Origin of the sequence: Campylobacter porcelli (assembly GCF_002139855.1) — a bacterium.
Taxonomy (GTDB): Bacteria; Campylobacterota; Campylobacteria; order Campylobacterales; family Campylobacteraceae; genus Campylobacter; species Campylobacter porcelli.
The window spans coordinates 178599-193709 of sequence record NZ_CP018789.1 but is presented as its reverse complement, the minus strand read 5'-3'; the positions used below and the strand labels follow the sequence as shown (position 1 = coordinate 193709).

17 protein-coding genes are annotated in these 15111 nt (G+C 34.4%); 15 read left to right on the top strand and 2 right to left on the bottom strand.

The window, feature by feature from the left end:
* Positions 1-3: 3 nt before the first annotated feature.
* The 9 genes from fliF to serC all read left to right on the top strand — a co-directional run bounded on the left by fliF (position 4) and on the right by serC (position 9659).
* Positions 4-1707, top strand: coding sequence for a flagellar basal-body MS-ring/collar protein FliF (gene fliF, locus CSUIS_RS00955; RefSeq protein ID WP_086296752.1), 1704 nt, complete (start codon positions 4-6; stop codon positions 1705-1707).
* Positions 1707-2732, top strand: a complete 1026-nt coding sequence (gene fliG, locus CSUIS_RS00950; protein ID WP_086237040.1) for a flagellar motor switch protein FliG — start codon at positions 1707-1709, stop codon at positions 2730-2732. The genes fliF and fliG overlap by 1 nt, the downstream gene beginning before the upstream one ends.
* Positions 2729-3535 (top strand): flagellar assembly protein FliH, encoded by an 807-nt coding sequence (gene fliH / locus CSUIS_RS00945; protein WP_086293425.1) that lies wholly within the window; start codon positions 2729-2731, stop codon positions 3533-3535. The genes fliG and fliH overlap by 4 nt, the downstream gene beginning before the upstream one ends.
* 1 nt (position 3536) lies before the next feature.
* On the top strand, positions 3537-5372 hold the full coding sequence (gene dxs / locus CSUIS_RS00940) for a 1-deoxy-D-xylulose-5-phosphate synthase (protein ID WP_086296751.1): 1836 nt from the start codon (positions 3537-3539) through the stop codon (positions 5370-5372).
* A gap of 66 nt (positions 5373-5438) precedes the next feature.
* Positions 5439-5849, top strand: a complete 411-nt coding sequence (locus tag CSUIS_RS00935; protein WP_086237043.1) for a Fur family transcriptional regulator — start codon at positions 5439-5441, stop codon at positions 5847-5849.
* Positions 5850-5934: 85 nt separating this feature from the next.
* The gene (locus tag CSUIS_RS00930) at positions 5935-6708 is read left to right on the top strand and encodes a hypothetical protein (RefSeq protein ID WP_086296750.1); all 774 of its coding nucleotides are present in this window, start codon (positions 5935-5937) and stop codon (positions 6706-6708) included.
* Positions 6709-7422 carry a bifunctional demethylmenaquinone methyltransferase/2-methoxy-6-polyprenyl-1,4-benzoquinol methylase UbiE gene (gene ubiE, locus CSUIS_RS00925; RefSeq protein WP_086237045.1) on the top strand — a complete coding sequence of 238 codons (714 nt, stop codon included), beginning with the start codon at positions 6709-6711 and terminating at the stop codon, positions 7420-7422.
* Positions 7419-8573, top strand: coding sequence for an exodeoxyribonuclease VII large subunit (gene xseA, locus CSUIS_RS00920; protein ID WP_086296749.1), 1155 nt, complete (start codon positions 7419-7421; stop codon positions 8571-8573). Before ubiE ends, xseA begins: the two co-directional genes overlap by 4 nt.
* Positions 8574-8582: 9 nt before the next feature.
* A complete protein-coding gene (gene serC / locus CSUIS_RS00915; RefSeq protein WP_086296748.1) occupies positions 8583-9659 on the top strand; it encodes a 3-phosphoserine/phosphohydroxythreonine transaminase in 1077 nt (358 codons plus the stop codon).
* Between the two features lie 6 nt (positions 9660-9665).
* On the opposite strand, the gene CSUIS_RS00910 is transcribed toward serC, so the two are convergent.
* A complete protein-coding gene (locus CSUIS_RS00910; RefSeq protein ID WP_086296747.1) occupies positions 9666-9995 on the bottom strand; it encodes a hypothetical protein in 330 nt (109 codons plus the stop codon).
* Between the two features lie 87 nt (positions 9996-10082).
* Positions 10083-10679 (bottom strand): peroxiredoxin, encoded by a 597-nt coding sequence (locus CSUIS_RS00905; protein WP_086296746.1) that lies wholly within the window; start codon positions 10677-10679, stop codon positions 10083-10085.
* Between the two features lie 157 nt (positions 10680-10836).
* Here CSUIS_RS00905 and accD point away from each other — a divergent pair, with 157 nt between their 5' ends.
* From accD to recO, 6 genes are read left to right on the top strand one after another with little or no spacing between them, the layout of a single operon-like run.
* A complete protein-coding gene (accD, locus tag CSUIS_RS00900) occupies positions 10837-11709 on the top strand; it encodes an acetyl-CoA carboxylase, carboxyltransferase subunit beta (RefSeq protein ID WP_086296745.1) in 873 nt (290 codons plus the stop codon).
* The gene (locus CSUIS_RS00895; protein ID WP_086296744.1) at positions 11709-12155 is read left to right on the top strand and encodes a 23S rRNA (pseudouridine(1915)-N(3))-methyltransferase RlmH; all 447 of its coding nucleotides are present in this window, start codon (positions 11709-11711) and stop codon (positions 12153-12155) included. Before accD ends, CSUIS_RS00895 begins: the two co-directional genes overlap by 1 nt.
* A 9-nt stretch (positions 12156-12164) precedes the next feature.
* Positions 12165-12521, top strand: a complete 357-nt coding sequence (gene dksA / locus CSUIS_RS00890) for an RNA polymerase-binding protein DksA (RefSeq protein WP_086237052.1) — start codon at positions 12165-12167, stop codon at positions 12519-12521.
* Positions 12522-12531: 10 nt separating this feature from the next.
* Positions 12532-13524 carry a hypothetical protein gene (locus CSUIS_RS00885; protein WP_086296743.1) on the top strand — a complete coding sequence of 331 codons (993 nt, stop codon included), beginning with the start codon at positions 12532-12534 and terminating at the stop codon, positions 13522-13524.
* Positions 13524-14462, top strand: a complete 939-nt coding sequence (locus CSUIS_RS00880) for a tRNA dihydrouridine synthase (protein ID WP_086296742.1) — start codon at positions 13524-13526, stop codon at positions 14460-14462. Before CSUIS_RS00885 ends, CSUIS_RS00880 begins: the two co-directional genes overlap by 1 nt.
* Positions 14444-15058 (top strand): recombination protein RecO, encoded by a 615-nt coding sequence (recO, locus tag CSUIS_RS00875; RefSeq protein ID WP_086237055.1) that lies wholly within the window; start codon positions 14444-14446, stop codon positions 15056-15058. Before CSUIS_RS00880 ends, recO begins: the two co-directional genes overlap by 19 nt.
* The last annotated feature ends 53 nt before the right edge of the window (positions 15059-15111 follow it).

Below are 15111 nucleotides of genomic sequence, written 5' to 3'. Positions count from 1 at the left end.
ATTATGGATTTTAAAGCTCTATTTCAGCAAATCAGTCAAGTAGTCCAAAATCTAAGCCTAAAGCAAAAAATAGTAGTTGCTAGTTCTATTGTTTTAGTGATTGGATTTTTGGTATTTTTGACACTATATAGCAGCAACAAAGACCCAGAGGCACAATTTGAAGGCTATAGCGTATTATTTCGTAATATAGACCCAGCCACATCAGCTCAAATCATAAATGAGCTTGAGACGCAAGGAATTGCGTATAAATTAGCAAATGAAGGCACAATATTAGTGCCAACTAATGATGTTTATCGCCAAAGAATCGCAATAGCAAGCCTTGGCATAATGGATAATAAAAAGGGCTTTGAAATTTACGATACTCAAGACTTTGGTGCTACTGAAAATGAGCAAAGAGTCAAATTTCAAAGAGCTATTCAAGGTGAATTATCAAAAACCATAGAGAGCCTAGAGCCGATAGAAAGGGCTAGTGTATATATCGCATTCCCAAAAGATAGCGTATTTACCGAGCGTCAAGTCCCTCCTACTGCTTCAGTCGTTGTAAAAATAAAAGATGGCTCAAAGCTAAATCGCAGACAAATTGAAGGGATAAAACGAATAGTATCTGGATCTGTGCCAAATTTAAAATTAGAAGATGTCAAGATAGTTACTCAAGATGGAGTATCTTTAGGCGATGATGATATAGCATTAGAAAATGAGCTTGTAGCAGCACAGATTAAATATAGAAGTGAATTTGAAGACTCATATGAGCAAAAAATTATCGATATGATCGGCAAATTTATCGGCGGTAAAGATAAGGTTACGGCTAAAGTTAGTATTGAGTTTGACTTTTCAACTAAAGATAGTATAAATGAAATTTATGATCCAAACTCAGTTATTAGAAGTGAGCAAAATATCGAAGAAAAACGAGAAGGAAAAGAGCCAAAAGATGTAGGTGGAGTGCCTGGGGCTGTTAGCAATATTGGTCCAGTTCAAGGTATAGAAGATAATAAACCAACTGAGCTATACTCCAAAAATGTAGCCAATACTAACTATGAAATTTCAAAACAGACTATAAAAGTCAAAGACCAATACGCCACGATAAAAAGAGTAACCGCAGCTGTAGTCGTAGATGGAAAATATGAGTTTCAAACACTTGAAGATGGCTCAAAATCTGATATTCTAACCTACATTCCACTAAATGAAAATGAAATAAACTCCATCAAAAGCCTAGTTCAACAAGCCATTGGCTATAATGCAAATAGAGGAGATGAGGTTACAGTAAGTAATTTTGAATTTAGAAATACTGGCACAATCATACAATTAAGCCCATTCCAAAGAGTGGTAGATACATACTTTAAGCCAATTATGCCAATTTTAAAATATCTAATAGTTCTACTTATCTTATACCTATTTTATAAAAAAGTTATTACTCCATTTCTTAATAAAATGCTCGAAGATGCCAAAGATGATGATCTTGAGCCTATAGCAGATGAGCCAGATATTCAAGAAGAAGCAGAGGATACACTAGAGAAATTTAAAGCTGCTAGAAAAAGGGTTGAAGATGAGCTTGGCATTGGAGATAACTTCGATGAGAGTGAGCTTAAATATGAAGTTATGCTAGAAAAACTCAAATTAATCGCAAGCGAAAAGAGCGAAGAGATCGCTACTTTATTACAAACTATGCTTAAAAATGATAGCGGATATAACTCCGGTAAGGATTTTTAATGAAATTAAATGAACAACAAAAGATGATTTTTGATGATCTTAGTATGGCTGAAAAGGTAGCTATATTGCTTATTCAATTAGGCGAAGATATTACCACTTTGCTATTTTCTCATATGGAGATTGATGTCATCACTGAAATTTCAAAATACATAGCCACGGCCAAAACAATCGATAAGAGCGTAGCGGCTGCTGTTTTGGAGGAATTTTACGCAGTTAGCCAATCCAATCAATATCTACGAAGTGGCGGTATTGAGTATGCTAAAGAGATTTTATTTAGAACTTTTGGCCCAGAGATAGCGCAAAAGATTATGGATAAGCTACAAAAATCTATGGAGACTACCAAGTCATTTGGCTATCTAGGTCAGGTTAGACCTCAACAACTTGCTGATTTTATCGTAAAAGAGCACCCTCAAACCATCGCCTTAATAGTAGCTCATATGGACGCAACTAGCGCAGCTGAAACTTTGGTTTATTTCCCAGATGATATAAGAAGCGAAGTTATAATCCGTATGGCAAATTTAGGCGATATAAGCCCTTCGGTGGTTAAACGGGTATCAACCGTGCTTGAATCCAAGCTAGAGAGCCTTACAAGCTATAAAGTCGAAGTCGGCGGTCCAAGGGCTGTTGCAGAGGTGCTAAACCGCCTTGGTCAAAAAGCTAGTAAATCCACAATTGATATTATTGAGAAAAATGACCCAAGCCTTGCTACAATGATTAAAGAGCTTATGTTTACCTTTGAAGATATAAATTCACTTGATAATAACGCTATTAGAGAGATTATCAAAGTTGTTGATAAAAAGGTTTTGATGGTTGGTTTAAAGGGCAGCGGAGAGGAGCTAAAACGCAAATTCTTATCCAATATGAGCCAAAGAGCAAGCGAAGCATTTGTAGAAGAGATGCAGTTTTTAGGTGCGGTGCGTGTAAAAGAGGTTGAAGATGCACAAAGAAAGGTTGTAGAATTAGTCCAAAAATTAGCCGAAGATGGAGTATTCCAAGTAGGCGTAAGCGATGAGATGATAGAATGATACTAAGTAGCATAATAGACAAGACAAAAGGCGAACACACAGTAGAGCCATATAGATTTAAAGTCTTAGCACTTCACTCGGTTGAACCAAAAGAGATAACCAAAGAAATATCAACGCCTATAGAGTCAAATAGCGATGATGAAGTGATCGATCAAGTAAATTTAGAGCCACAAATAAATCCAGTCAATGAAGCACCAAATAGCGTAGAATCCACATTTATAGAAGAGCTTTTGAAAAAAACTGATGATTTAAGCGGTAATATTGTTAAACTCCAAATGCAAATAGAAAATCAAGAAAATGAGTTTAAAATTCGCTTAGAAAATGAGATTATAAGAGCTAAAGAAGAGGGGTTAAGAGAGGGGCTAGAACAAGCCAAAGCTCAATATGAAACCCTACTAAATGAAAATAGCAAAAACTACACTTCATCAATTCAAAAGCTTGATGAAGAGACCTCAAAGCTTGAATCTCTTTTAAGCTCAAGCCAAGGCGAGATAGCTGCTACAGCAATTGATATTGCCAAAGAGGTGGTATTAAAAGAGATCAAAGATAGCTCCGCTCAAATCGCTTCAAATATCGCCAAAAGCCTAATAGATGAACTAAGTCAAGCCACCTCTATAGAGATTAAGGTTAGCCCAAAAGATTATGAGTTTTTAAAATCAAATTTCACTCAAAAATCTCACATTAAGATTACTAGCGATGATGCGGTTTTGGCTGGTGGGGTAATAGTATTAAGCGATATAGGCAATATAGATGGTAGCGTGATGACTAGATTTAATAAAATCAAAAAAATATTGAGCGAATAACATGGATATAAAGTCTTTCACACTAAGCCAGTTAGAGACTCTAGCAGATGATATTAGAAAGAAAATATTAAGCGTTGTAAGCACTAATGGCGGGCATTTAAGCTCAAATTTGGGAGCTGTGGAGCTTAGCATTGCGATGCATCATGTTTTTAATCCCCCAAGCGATCCATTTATTTTTGATGTAAGCCACCAAAGCTACACTCACAAACTCCTAAGTGGGCGTTGGGATAAATTTGATAGTTTGCGTAAATTTGGCGGTATTAGCGGATATACAAAGCCTAGTGAGAGTGAGTATGACTACTTCATCGCCGGTCATAGCTCTACTTCTATTAGCCTTGCTGTTGGAGCTGCGAAGGCTATTAAGCTAAAAAATGAAGATCGCCTCCCAGTAGCTCTAATCGGCGATGGCGCCCTAAGTGCTGGCATGGCTTATGAGGCATTAAATGAGCTAGGAGATCTTAAATACCCATGCGTTATTATCTTAAATGATAATGAAATGAGTATCTCAAAACCAATTGGTGCGATGAGTAAATACCTATCACAGATGATGGCTGGGCCATTTTATCAAAAATTTAAAAGTAGGATTAATCAGTTTTTAGAGCTTATGCCAGACTCAGCAGCATATATGGCTAAAAGATTAGAAGAAGGAATTAGGCTTATAACCCCTGGAATGTTCTTTGAAGAGCTTGGACTTGAGTATATCGGACCAGTAAATGGGCATAATATCAAGGATTTAATCTCAGCTTTTAATGTAGCCAAAAATATGAAAAAACCAGTAATAGTCCATGCCCAAACGATAAAAGGCAAAGGCTATGAAATCGCTGAAGGCCCCCAAGAGAAATGGCACGGAGTAAGTCCGTTTAATCCACAAAATGGAATATCTTTGAAAAAATCCACCCAAAAGAGTGCTACTGAAATTTTTAGCAATCTACTCTTAGAGTTTGCTAGTAGGTATGATAATATCGTGGGTGTAACTGCTGCGATGCCTAGTGGGACGGGGCTTGGAGCGTTGATAGAGAGATTTCCAGATAGATTTTGGGATACGGCCATTGCAGAGCAACACGCAGTTACATCTATGGCAGCAATGGCAAAAGAGGGATTTAAGCCATATATCGCCATATACTCTACATTCATGCAAAGGGCTTATGACCAAGTTATCCATGATTGTGCGATTTTAAATTTGCCTGTTGTATTGTGTATGGATAGGGCTGGGATTGTCGGCGAAGATGGGGAAACTCATCAAGGGGCTTTCGATATTAGCTTTTTAAATGCCGTGCCAAATTTTAGCTTAGTTGCCCCAAGAGATGAGGCGATGTTTAGACAGATTATGGAATTCTCATATAATTTTAACTCCCCTCTTGCTATTAGGTATCCTAGAGGCAATTTTGGGCTTTGTGATGAGTTTGAGCCAGTTAAAATAGAGCTTGGCAAATCTCAAATTCTATCACAAAATGATAGTGATATAGCATTTATCGGGTATGGCAACGCAGTAGCAAAAGCGTTTAAAACAGCTGAAATTTTAAATATCAATCCTACAATTATAGATCTCATATTCATAAAACCGCTTGATAAAAATATGCTTTTAAATCTTACCAAAACGCATAAAAAGTGGTATATCTTTAGCGATAGTGCTAAGCGTGGTGGAGTGGGTGAGATTTTGGCTGGATTTTTACAAGAAAATGGCATTAATGGCATTAGCATTACTAGCTTTGAGTATGAAGATAAATTTATCACGCACGGAGCTACAAATTTAGTAGAAGATAGCCTTGATATCAGCGTTCAAAAGATTGCTGAAAAAATTACACTTGAAAATAGTTTAAAAGATAAAAAATATTAATTAATAAAGTTAAATTTAATTATTTTTTTGATAAAATTATCCCATTTGAATTAAGAGGAAAAAAGTATGAATTGCATAGAACTTTTAAAACAAGCCAAGCTAAAAGCTACCCCACAAAGACTTTGCGTCCTAAAGATATTAAGCAACCACACACATCCAACTATAGAAGAGCTATATGAGCAGATAAAAGTTGAATATCCATCTATATCTCTTGCGACTGTGTATAAAAATTTAAATACTCTTATAAATGAAAATTTAGTAATAGAGGTAAATAGCCCAAATCAAAAGGCAAAATACGATATTTACGAGCGTCCGCATATCCATCTAGTGTGTAGTAATTGTGGAAATATTGAAGATATTAGTGCTAATGACGCACAAATGCTCTCATACCAAACCCACCTAGAGCAAAAGATTGGCAACTTAATTAATAGATTAAATATTGTAGCAAATATCTCAAATTGCTCGAAGTGTTGTTAAATTTAAAAGTTTTAATATAGGGGTTTTAAAGCTATATTTTAGTAGTTTTAGTGTAAAATTTACCACTTTTATTTAAGGATAAATTTTGCAAAATATCAGCTACTTAGAGATAACTTCTAAACTCCCCAAGCTAGGCAGTAAAAAGCTATATTTCGGCGTGGATATTACTGCTTATGATGGCATTAGATTGCTGATTTTGCAAAGACTATTTTTGATAGATAATCTTAGAAAGCTATATTTAAAAGATAGAGATATAGGATTGTTAATCAAAATTAATGAGAACCTAATAACCATAAATCTACTCATTAATAGCTTTGATTTTATCTTTGATAAGCTCATTGTGGCTAAATTTAGTAAGCTTTTAAGTGAGATTTTATCACTACTTGGCCAGATTAAGAGCAGTGAAAATCAACAAGATATTAAATTTAAAGAGCTTTTAACTCAAATCGAAGGCTATTTTGATAAAAAATTTGAATCGCTTTGCTTTGAATTTGAGATTTTTTTGTATGATACGCACTCATTTTACTGCGTTTTAGATGATTTAATGCCTAGTTGTGCTGCATATGCGATTCGTAAAAAGATTGTGAATTTAAGGCAAAGCATTAGAGATAGCATAAAATCAGATTTATTCCAAGAGCTTTTAACTCTTACTCGCATATTTTTAGAGCTTTTTAATATGGGTAAATTTGAGTTGAAATTAACCAAAATTATAAATCTAAAATCCAAATATCAAAACGCTAATCAAAGAGATATTAAGGTGGCTTTAAAAAAAGAATTAGAGAAAAAAGTTAAAAAATTTGATAAAAAATTATCAAAAATGTCTAAAAAGCTAAAACCACACTACAAAAAGGAAATATAAGTGCAAAATCAAGAGAAAATTATAGATATGTTTAATGAAATTGCCCCTACATATGATAAGGCTAATAAAATTTTAAGCTTTGGGATAGATGCCTCTTGGAGAAGCACAGCGTGTGATTTAGTGCTAAAGAATTACAACTCTTCGTTAAATATTATCGATGTGGCTTGTGGGACTGGAGATATGATTAAGGCTTGGATAAATAGTGCTAAAAAAGCCAATTTAACTATTAACAAAATCACTGGCATAGACCCAAGTGTTGAAATGCTAAAAGTAGCCAAAGAGAAGATTAAAAATTGCGAATTTATAGAGTCTAAAGCTGATAAAATGAATATCCCATCAAGCACTCAAGATATACTTAGCATTAGCTATGGCATCAGAAATGTAGTAGCTAGGACACATGCTTTGCGTGAGTTTAATAGAGTGTTGAAAATTGGGGGATATTTGGTAGTTTTAGAATTTACCAAAAGACAAAAAAGTGGTCTAATAGCCAAAATTAGGGATTTTTATCTCCATAAAATTTTACCTACAATCGGCGGAATGATAAGCAAAAATAAAGAAGCATATGAGTATCTGCCAAGAAGTATTGATGGCTTTTTGGACTCTAATGAGTTTTGCTCTGAGATTAAAAATAGCGGCTTTGAGATCGTGATGGTTAAGGGATTTAGCATGAATATTAGCACAATGTTTATTGCTAAAAAGGTAAAAAATATATGACCGTAAGCGATCTAAATGAATCAGCTAAGGCTCTATTAGAATCTCATTTTAACTCTATAGAGGTTCAAGGCGAGATTAGCCGCCTTACTAAGCATAGTAGCGGTCATTGGTATTTTACCTTAAAAGATGAAAAATCAGCCATTAGCGTTGTGATTTATAAATTCTCTAATCAAAATATTAAATTTGATATCAAAGATGGAATGGAGGTTACTCTAATTGGTAAATTATCAATTTATAGCCCAAATGGGAGCTATCAATTTATCGCTAATCGCATAATGCCAATTGGAGTTGGAGAGTTAGAGCTTGCTTTTAATCAGCTAAAAGAGCGTCTATCGCCACTTTTTGACCCAGCACATAAAAAGCAACTACCAAAATATCCAAATAGAGTTGGGATTATCACAAGTGCGAGCTCTGCGGCATTTGCTGATATGCAAAGGGTAATTAGCAATAGATATATATTGCCTAAATTTTATCTATTTAATTCCCTAGTTCAAGGAAATAAAGCCGCAGATAATATCATTAAAATGCTAAATATCGCTGATAATATGAATCTTGATGCGATTGTAATTGCTAGGGGCGGCGGATCAAGAGAGGATCTTTGGTGCTTTAATGATGAGAAGTTGGCTTATGCAATTTATGAGGCCAAAACTCCTATTATTTCAGCTATTGGGCATGAGATTGATTATAGCATTAGCGATTTTGTAGCTGATCATAGATCACTTACTCCTACTGCTGCGATGGTCGATCTACTTCCTGATAGTAATGAGCTTTATCAAAAATTTGATATTATCCAAAATAGCTTAATATCTTTAATATCAGCCAAATTTAGTAGATATGAGGGCTTTTTAAATCTATCCAAAGCACAGATAAAATCCAAAGCCATAGAGCAAAAACTCAATCTAGCTACTTTGACTTTAGATAAATTTAAGTCAAATTTGGATAATTTTTTATATAAAAAGTTAAATTTAGCTCAGTCGAAAATTGAGAAATTTGAGTTGATTTTAAAAAAACAAGAGCACTTTTATAAAGTAACAAAAAATATGGCACAAATAGTAAAAGATTCAAAAATAGTTTCACTATCTAAGCTTAAAAGCAAAGATGAAATCACTATTATTTCACAAGATTTATACAAAGAAGCAATCATAAAATAAGGGGATAAAATGAGTAGAGTTTTAAATTTCAGTGCTGGACCAAGTGCGATTCCACTACCTGTATTAGAACGAGCTAAGGCTGAATTTACCGATTATCACGGCTTTGGATATAGCATTATGGAAGTAAGCCATAGAGGCAAGGTTTTTGAAGAGTTGCACAATAATGCAATTGCTAAGGTAAAAGAATTTTACAATATTGGCGATGATTATGCGGTGCTATTTTTACAAGGTGGGGCAACTTTACAATTTGCTCAAATTCCTATGAATTTATACACTGGTGGCGTGGCTGAGTATGCAAATACAGGCGTTTGGACGCAAAAAGCAATCAAAGAAGCAAAAATCCAAAATATCAATTATAAGGTCGTAGCAAGTAGCGAAGATAGCAGATTTGACCACATTCCAAATTTTAATTTTAGCGATGATGCTGATTATGGCTATATCTGCTCAAATAATACAATTTATGGCACTCAATACGCCACACTACCAAGCCCTAAATGCCCTTTGGTGATTGATAGTAGCTCTGATCTTTTAAGTCGCAATATTGATTTTAAAGCACATAATATTGGGCTATTTTATGGTGGAGCGCAAAAGAATGCCGGCCCAGCTGGAATTACAATAGTAATTATCAAAAAAGAGTTAGCTAATCGTGTCAAAGATAGCGTCCCAACACCGCTTCGCTATACTACGCAAATTGAGGCAAATTCGCTATCAAATACCCCGCCGACATTTGGGATTTATATGTTTGATCTAGTTTTAGACTGGATAAAAGATCAAGGTGGATTGGATGCTATAAATAGCATAAATCAGAAAAAAGCTGCCATATTGTATGATTTAATCGATAACTCTGATTTTTACACCGCATTTGCAAAACCAGGCTCAAGAAGTATAATGAATGTTAGCTTTGCTACGCCTAGTGCTGAGCTAGATATGAAATTTGTCAAATTAGCAGAAGAAAATGCGATGATAGGTCTAAAAGGCCATAGAATTCTAGGAGGTCTAAGGGCTTCTATATATAATGCCGTAACCATACAAAGCGTCCAAACTCTATGTGAGTTTATGAAAGAATTCCAAAGAACACACGGATAAACTATCCTAAGCAAGCGCTTTTTGTAACTCTAAAATCCTAGCACTTATAGTTGTGATTTTGGTTATTAAATCAGTAGCTTGCTCTGTTAAACTCATTAGCATATTTTTAGCATACTCATTTGGAATACTAGATAGAGCTTTTATTTTTTCTTCAACCTTAGATAATTGCTTTTTTAATCTTTCTAGTTGCTCCTCTAAAAGCTCTATAGTCTCTTGAATCATAGCAGTTGGACTTTTACTTTCTTGAGTATCCATATTACCATATTTTTTATTAATTGAAATCTTTTTTGTATTGCTAAAATCTTGTGAAGTTATACCTATTGGATTGATTTGCATCTATTACTCCTATATTAATTTACTAATATCGGAATAAATATTTAAATTTAAAGAAGTTTTAAAGCCCCAAATGGAGCTTTAGATAAATTATAGTTTATCACCATCAGTTGATAGATAGCTAGCTACACCTTCGGTTGTAGGTTTCATACCTTTATCACCTTTATTCCAGCCAGCTGGGCAAACTTCGCCGTGCTCATTTGTAAATAGCATTGTATCTACCATTCTTACCATTTCATCGATATTTCTACCAAGTGGAAGGTCATTTATAACAGCGTGGCGAACTGTGCCATCTTTATCTAATAAGAAGCTACCTCTTAGAGCAACTGCTTCATCAAATAATACATCAAATCCTTTTGCCCACTCTTTTTTAAGGTCAGCTACTAGAGGGAATTGTACTCTACCGATACCGCCTTGTTTTACATCAGTTTCTCTCCAAGCAAAGTGGCAATATTCATTATCAGTGCTAACGCCGATTACTTCAATGCCTCTTTCTTTGAATTCTCTATATCTGTGATCAAAAGCTATAATTTCGCTTGGGCAAACAAATGTAAAATCTTTTGGATAGAAAAATACAACCGCACCTTTTGGTCCAATGTTTTTATATAGGTCGAAATTCTCTTCAATTTGACCATTGCCTAGAACTGCTGTACCACTTAATTGTGGTGCTTTATTAGTAACTATCATACTAAATCTCCTTAATAATTTTTATGAATTGCGAAATTGTATCTTTGTAAATTTAACTATAATTAAATGCGGATAAAATAATATACAATGATTAAGAAAAATATAAATTTAAAGAAAAATTTGATATAATCGCCCAATTTTTTATCAAAGGAAAAAAATGCTAGGTGATTTTTTTTCAAAAATGCGTAAAAAGCAATCCCACCCAAGCGAGGCACCAAGCCACTGGGTAAAGTGCAATAGCTGTAGCTCTTTGATGTATTTTAAAGAGGTTGAAGCTTGCTATAATGTATGCCCAAAATGTGGGTATCATATGAGACTTAGCGCTCAAAAAAGAGTAGAATTAATAAGTGATGTTGGAAGTTTTATTGAATTTGATGCAGATTTAAAGCCTATTGATCCACTAAATTTCGTAGATAAAAAATCTTATAAAAAAAGAATCGAAGAGAGCCAAAGCAAAAATGGCAAAACAAGCTCAGTCATATCAGGAGAAGCTACCATTGATGGACAACAAATTCAGCTTGTGGTTTTTGACTTTAGCTTTATGGGTGGGAGCTTAAGCTCTGTTGAAGGGGAGAAGATTACTCGTGCAGTTCGCAGAGCCATAGAAAAAAGAAATCCGCTAATCATAGTAAGTGCTAGTGGTGGAGCTAGAATGCAAGAGAGCACATTTAGTCTTATGCAAATGAGTAAAACTAGTGCGGCCTTAAAGCTCTTAAGCGATAATAGACTGCCATATATTTCAGTGCTTACAGATCCTACGATGGGTGGGGTTTCGGCCTCTTTTGCTTGGCTTGGAGATTTGATAATTGCTGAGCCAAAGGCGCTCATTGGCTTTGCTGGTCAAAGGGTAATAGAGCAAACCATTAAAGCTAGTTTGCCAGAGGGCTTTCAAAGAGCGGAATTCCTACTTGAGCATGGACTCATCGATGCTATCATCTCTAGAGATGAGCTTAAAAAATATCTTAGCGATATGATAAGATTTTTTATGAAAAATGATAGCTTTTATAATCCGATTAATGAGGCTATTTAGTGCAAATTTTAGTCCATTGCCTGCAAAAACTTGATGATGATAATTCATTAAAAGATTATATAAAAATGAGTAGCAAATGGGCTAATATCAAAGAGATTAATAAATTTAATTCTCAAATTGCCAAAGCTCAAACTCAAGGTCAAATTGCGTCATATAAAGCCTATGAAGATGCTTATACTCCACATTTAAATGGCTATTGCGTTGGGTTAGATGAGCGTGGGGATATGCTTGATAGTTTTGAGTTTGCCAAACTCTTAAAAGACAAAACTCAAATTTCATTTTTTATCGGTGGGGCTTATGGTCTGGGCGATAATTTAAGGGATAAAATGGATAAGCTTGTAAGTCTCTCTAGGCTAACTTTAGCCCATAAGATTGCTAAGCTTGTTTTATATGAGCAGATTTTTCGTGCTCTGTGTATAAATTTCAACCACCCTTATCATAAATAAAGGAGTTATATGAAACAAAGCGAGTTAAATTATTTTAAAGAGCTGCTTTTAGCAAGAAAAGAGCAAATTCAAAAAAACATCAATGACGCAGCAAATGAGATTGATGGGCTTAGACAAAGCGGTGCTACTGATGAGTTTGATTTTGCTAGTATTAGTGCTGATGAGGAGCTAGAGCACTCTATATCAATCAAGCAACAACAAGAGTTAAACGAGATAGAGCAATCTTTAAACAAAATAGAATCTGGCGTTTATGGAATTTGCGATATGTGTGAAGATGATATTGATATTGAGCGTCTAAAGGTCAAACCACATGCTAGATATTGTATCACATGTCGTGAAATTGCTGAAAAAACGATAATAAAATAGGAGCTATAATATGAAAACTAGGCGATTTTTTCTATATTCGATTATCTATATTGGACTGATTTGGCTAGCTGTTTTTTCATTTGTTAATCAAAATTACGCCGTAAATTTGTTTGGATACAATCTTGATATTCCTATTGCAACTTGGGTGATTTTGCCTTTAGTGCTATTTGCTATTTTAGCTCTTTTCCATATGAGTTATTATGGATTTAAGATCTATTTAGATGGTAGAGCAATGAGAAATGATGCACAAATTTATAACACTTTAGCAAAAGAGATTTATCTTGGCTTAGAGTCAAATAAGGATTTTAAAACAGATATTTTCAATGCCTCTAGCGAAGTTACAAAATCGCTATCTCCATGGCTAAATTTAGGTAAGCCAAATTTACAAAATGATGATTTAAGACTTGCTTATGAGCTTTATTGCGATGTTAAAAGTGGCAAGGTTTGCGAATTAAAGAAATTTAAGCTTTTAAAGACAAATCCGCTTTATATCCAAAATGAGAAAAATAAGATCAAAGCTGATTATAAATACGCTATTAGTGTACTCTCAAATAAAGAGACAAATGATGAGCTCATATCAGCAGCTTCTAATGCTTTGATTGAAAATGGCACATTTTTAGAGCTATCTAAATTTAATCCAACCTACACAAATAGCGATATTTTTATATTAATAAATAGATATGTTAAGGATAATTTTGAGATTAGTACAAATGATATTTTTGCTACTATTAGCAAGGTTAAATTTACCTCAGATGAGTATATTCAAATTGCTAAAATTTTAAAAAGCAAAATTGAGCCTGATCTTTTAATATCAATGTTTGATCGCTTAAGAAATGAAGAGCCATCTGCGCTTGAAGCGTATTTATATCTACTTTATGACTTTGGAATGATAGATCAATTAAGAGAGATTATAGCAAGTGAAAATAGCAAATTTGAACGCATAGAAACCTTAATATTTTTAAGAGATCACGGCAAAATCACTAGAGCGGATCTATTTTATTAATGATAGATTTTAGCTCTAAACCGCTATTTTTAGCTCCATTAGCTGGATTTTCTGATCTGCCACTTCGCACTCTAGCTAAGAGATTTGGGTGTGATTGTACTGTTAGTGAGATGATTAGCTCTAATGCCCTTGTATATGAGCATGATAAGACCCTATCAATGATCGAAAAATCCCCACTAGAATCCCCATATATTATCCAAATTGCTGGAAGCCAAAAGGATATAATCGCGAAGGCTGTGGATATTTTAAATGAATTTGATGGGATAGATGGGATAGATTTAAACTGCGGATGTCCTGTGCCAAAAGTAGTCAAGCAAAATGCCGGCTCAGCTCTTTTAAATGACTCAAAACTGCTTTGCACCCTTGTAGAAACGATCAAAAATAGATCAAATAAACGCTACACTTCAGTTAAAATTCGCCTAGGATTTAATACCAAAATGGCTCATGAGATAGCACAAGATCTAGCTAATGCTGGGGCTGATTTCATCTGTGTTCATGGTCGCACAAGGGCTGGTGGATATAGTGCTTTGGTTGATTATGAGGCCATAGCAATGGTTAAATCATCTACTAATATCCCAGTTATTGCTAATGGCGATATTAATATAAATAATTATAAAGAGGTTTTAAAGATAACTAATTGCGATGGCTTGATGATCGGTCGTGCTAGTATCGGCTCACCTTGGATATTTCAAGAGATAAAAAATAATCAAAGCATAAGCCCATATGAGAAAAAAGAGATAGTAAAAGAGCATTTTGAATTAATGCTAAAAACTTACGGCAAACACGCTATTAGCATATTTCGTAAGCATTTACACGAATACTCCAAAGGGATTAGTGGCGCTAGTGAGTTTAGATCTAGTGTAAATCAAATTCAATCAATAGATATGATGAAAGAGCAAATTGAGCAGTTTTTTGATCCATGCAAGGCTATATCTTAAAGGTTCAAAAAGTCAAAGATGAGGATTGTCTAGTTACGATTTTATCATCACACAAACAGATAAAATGCTATAGATTTTATGGAGCTAGACACTCTATTATCACTCAAGGCTTCAAGCTTGATTTTGAGCTAATTGAGAGTAAGGCATTCTTACCGCACCTTCGCTCGACTATGCATTTGGGATTTAGCTGGTTAATCGATAGAGAAAAGCTCTTGATTTGGCAAAATTTTATGAGGCTTTTAGCCGATCATCTGCGTGATGTAGAAGATAGCGATGAGTTTTATTTTGAATTAGTTGAGAGTTGTGCGAAGAAATTTCATCGCCAAAACCCTATTAGAGTGATACTTGAGGCGTATGCTAAGATTTTGAAATTCGAAGGTCGGTTGCATCTAGATAACTACTGCTTTATCTGCGATAATCCTTTAAGCGATGAGATTAGCCTTGGTAGGGCATTTTTAGCCGCTCACCCAATATGCATTAATAAATATATATTAAACAAAGATGATATTATGAAATTCCTATCTACAGGATCTACGGCCCACTTAGATGATAACACTATAAAATCGTTATATTTAATCTTGCTTGAAGGATTTTAAAATATAGATAAATTGAGTAAATATCTCCTTTTTAGCTAATATTTATTAAATTT

Excerpts from the sequence above, each read along its gene's own strand:
- recO (WP_086237055.1), top strand. The coding sequence starts at position 14,444 with ATGCAAGGCTATATCTTAAAGGTTCAAAAAGTCAAAGATGAGGATTGT.
- fliF (WP_086296752.1), top strand. The coding sequence starts at position 4 with ATGGATTTTAAAGCTCTATTTCAGCAAATCAGTCAAGTAGTCCAAAAT.
- CSUIS_RS00880 (WP_086296742.1), top strand. The coding sequence starts at position 13,524 with ATGATAGATTTTAGCTCTAAACCGCTATTTTTAGCTCCATTAGCTGGA.
- CSUIS_RS00885 (WP_086296743.1), top strand. The coding sequence starts at position 12,532 with ATGAAAACTAGGCGATTTTTTCTATATTCGATTATCTATATTGGACTG.
- serC (WP_086296748.1), top strand. The coding sequence starts at position 8,583 with ATGAGTAGAGTTTTAAATTTCAGTGCTGGACCAAGTGCGATTCCACTA.
- fliH (WP_086293425.1), top strand. The coding sequence starts at position 2,729 with ATGATACTAAGTAGCATAATAGACAAGACAAAAGGCGAACACACAGTA.
- dksA (WP_086237052.1), top strand. The coding sequence starts at position 12,165 with ATGAAACAAAGCGAGTTAAATTATTTTAAAGAGCTGCTTTTAGCAAGA.
- CSUIS_RS00935 (WP_086237043.1), top strand. The coding sequence starts at position 5,439 with ATGAATTGCATAGAACTTTTAAAACAAGCCAAGCTAAAAGCTACCCCA.
- xseA (WP_086296749.1), top strand. The coding sequence starts at position 7,419 with ATGACCGTAAGCGATCTAAATGAATCAGCTAAGGCTCTATTAGAATCT.
- fliG (WP_086237040.1), top strand. The coding sequence starts at position 1,707 with ATGAAATTAAATGAACAACAAAAGATGATTTTTGATGATCTTAGTATG.
- CSUIS_RS00910 (WP_086296747.1), bottom strand. The coding sequence starts at position 9,995 with ATGCAAATCAATCCAATAGGTATAACTTCACAAGATTTTAGCAATACA.
- accD (WP_086296745.1), top strand. The coding sequence starts at position 10,837 with ATGCTAGGTGATTTTTTTTCAAAAATGCGTAAAAAGCAATCCCACCCA.
- CSUIS_RS00905 (WP_086296746.1), bottom strand. The coding sequence starts at position 10,679 with ATGATAGTTACTAATAAAGCACCACAATTAAGTGGTACAGCAGTTCTA.
- dxs (WP_086296751.1), top strand. The coding sequence starts at position 3,537 with ATGGATATAAAGTCTTTCACACTAAGCCAGTTAGAGACTCTAGCAGAT.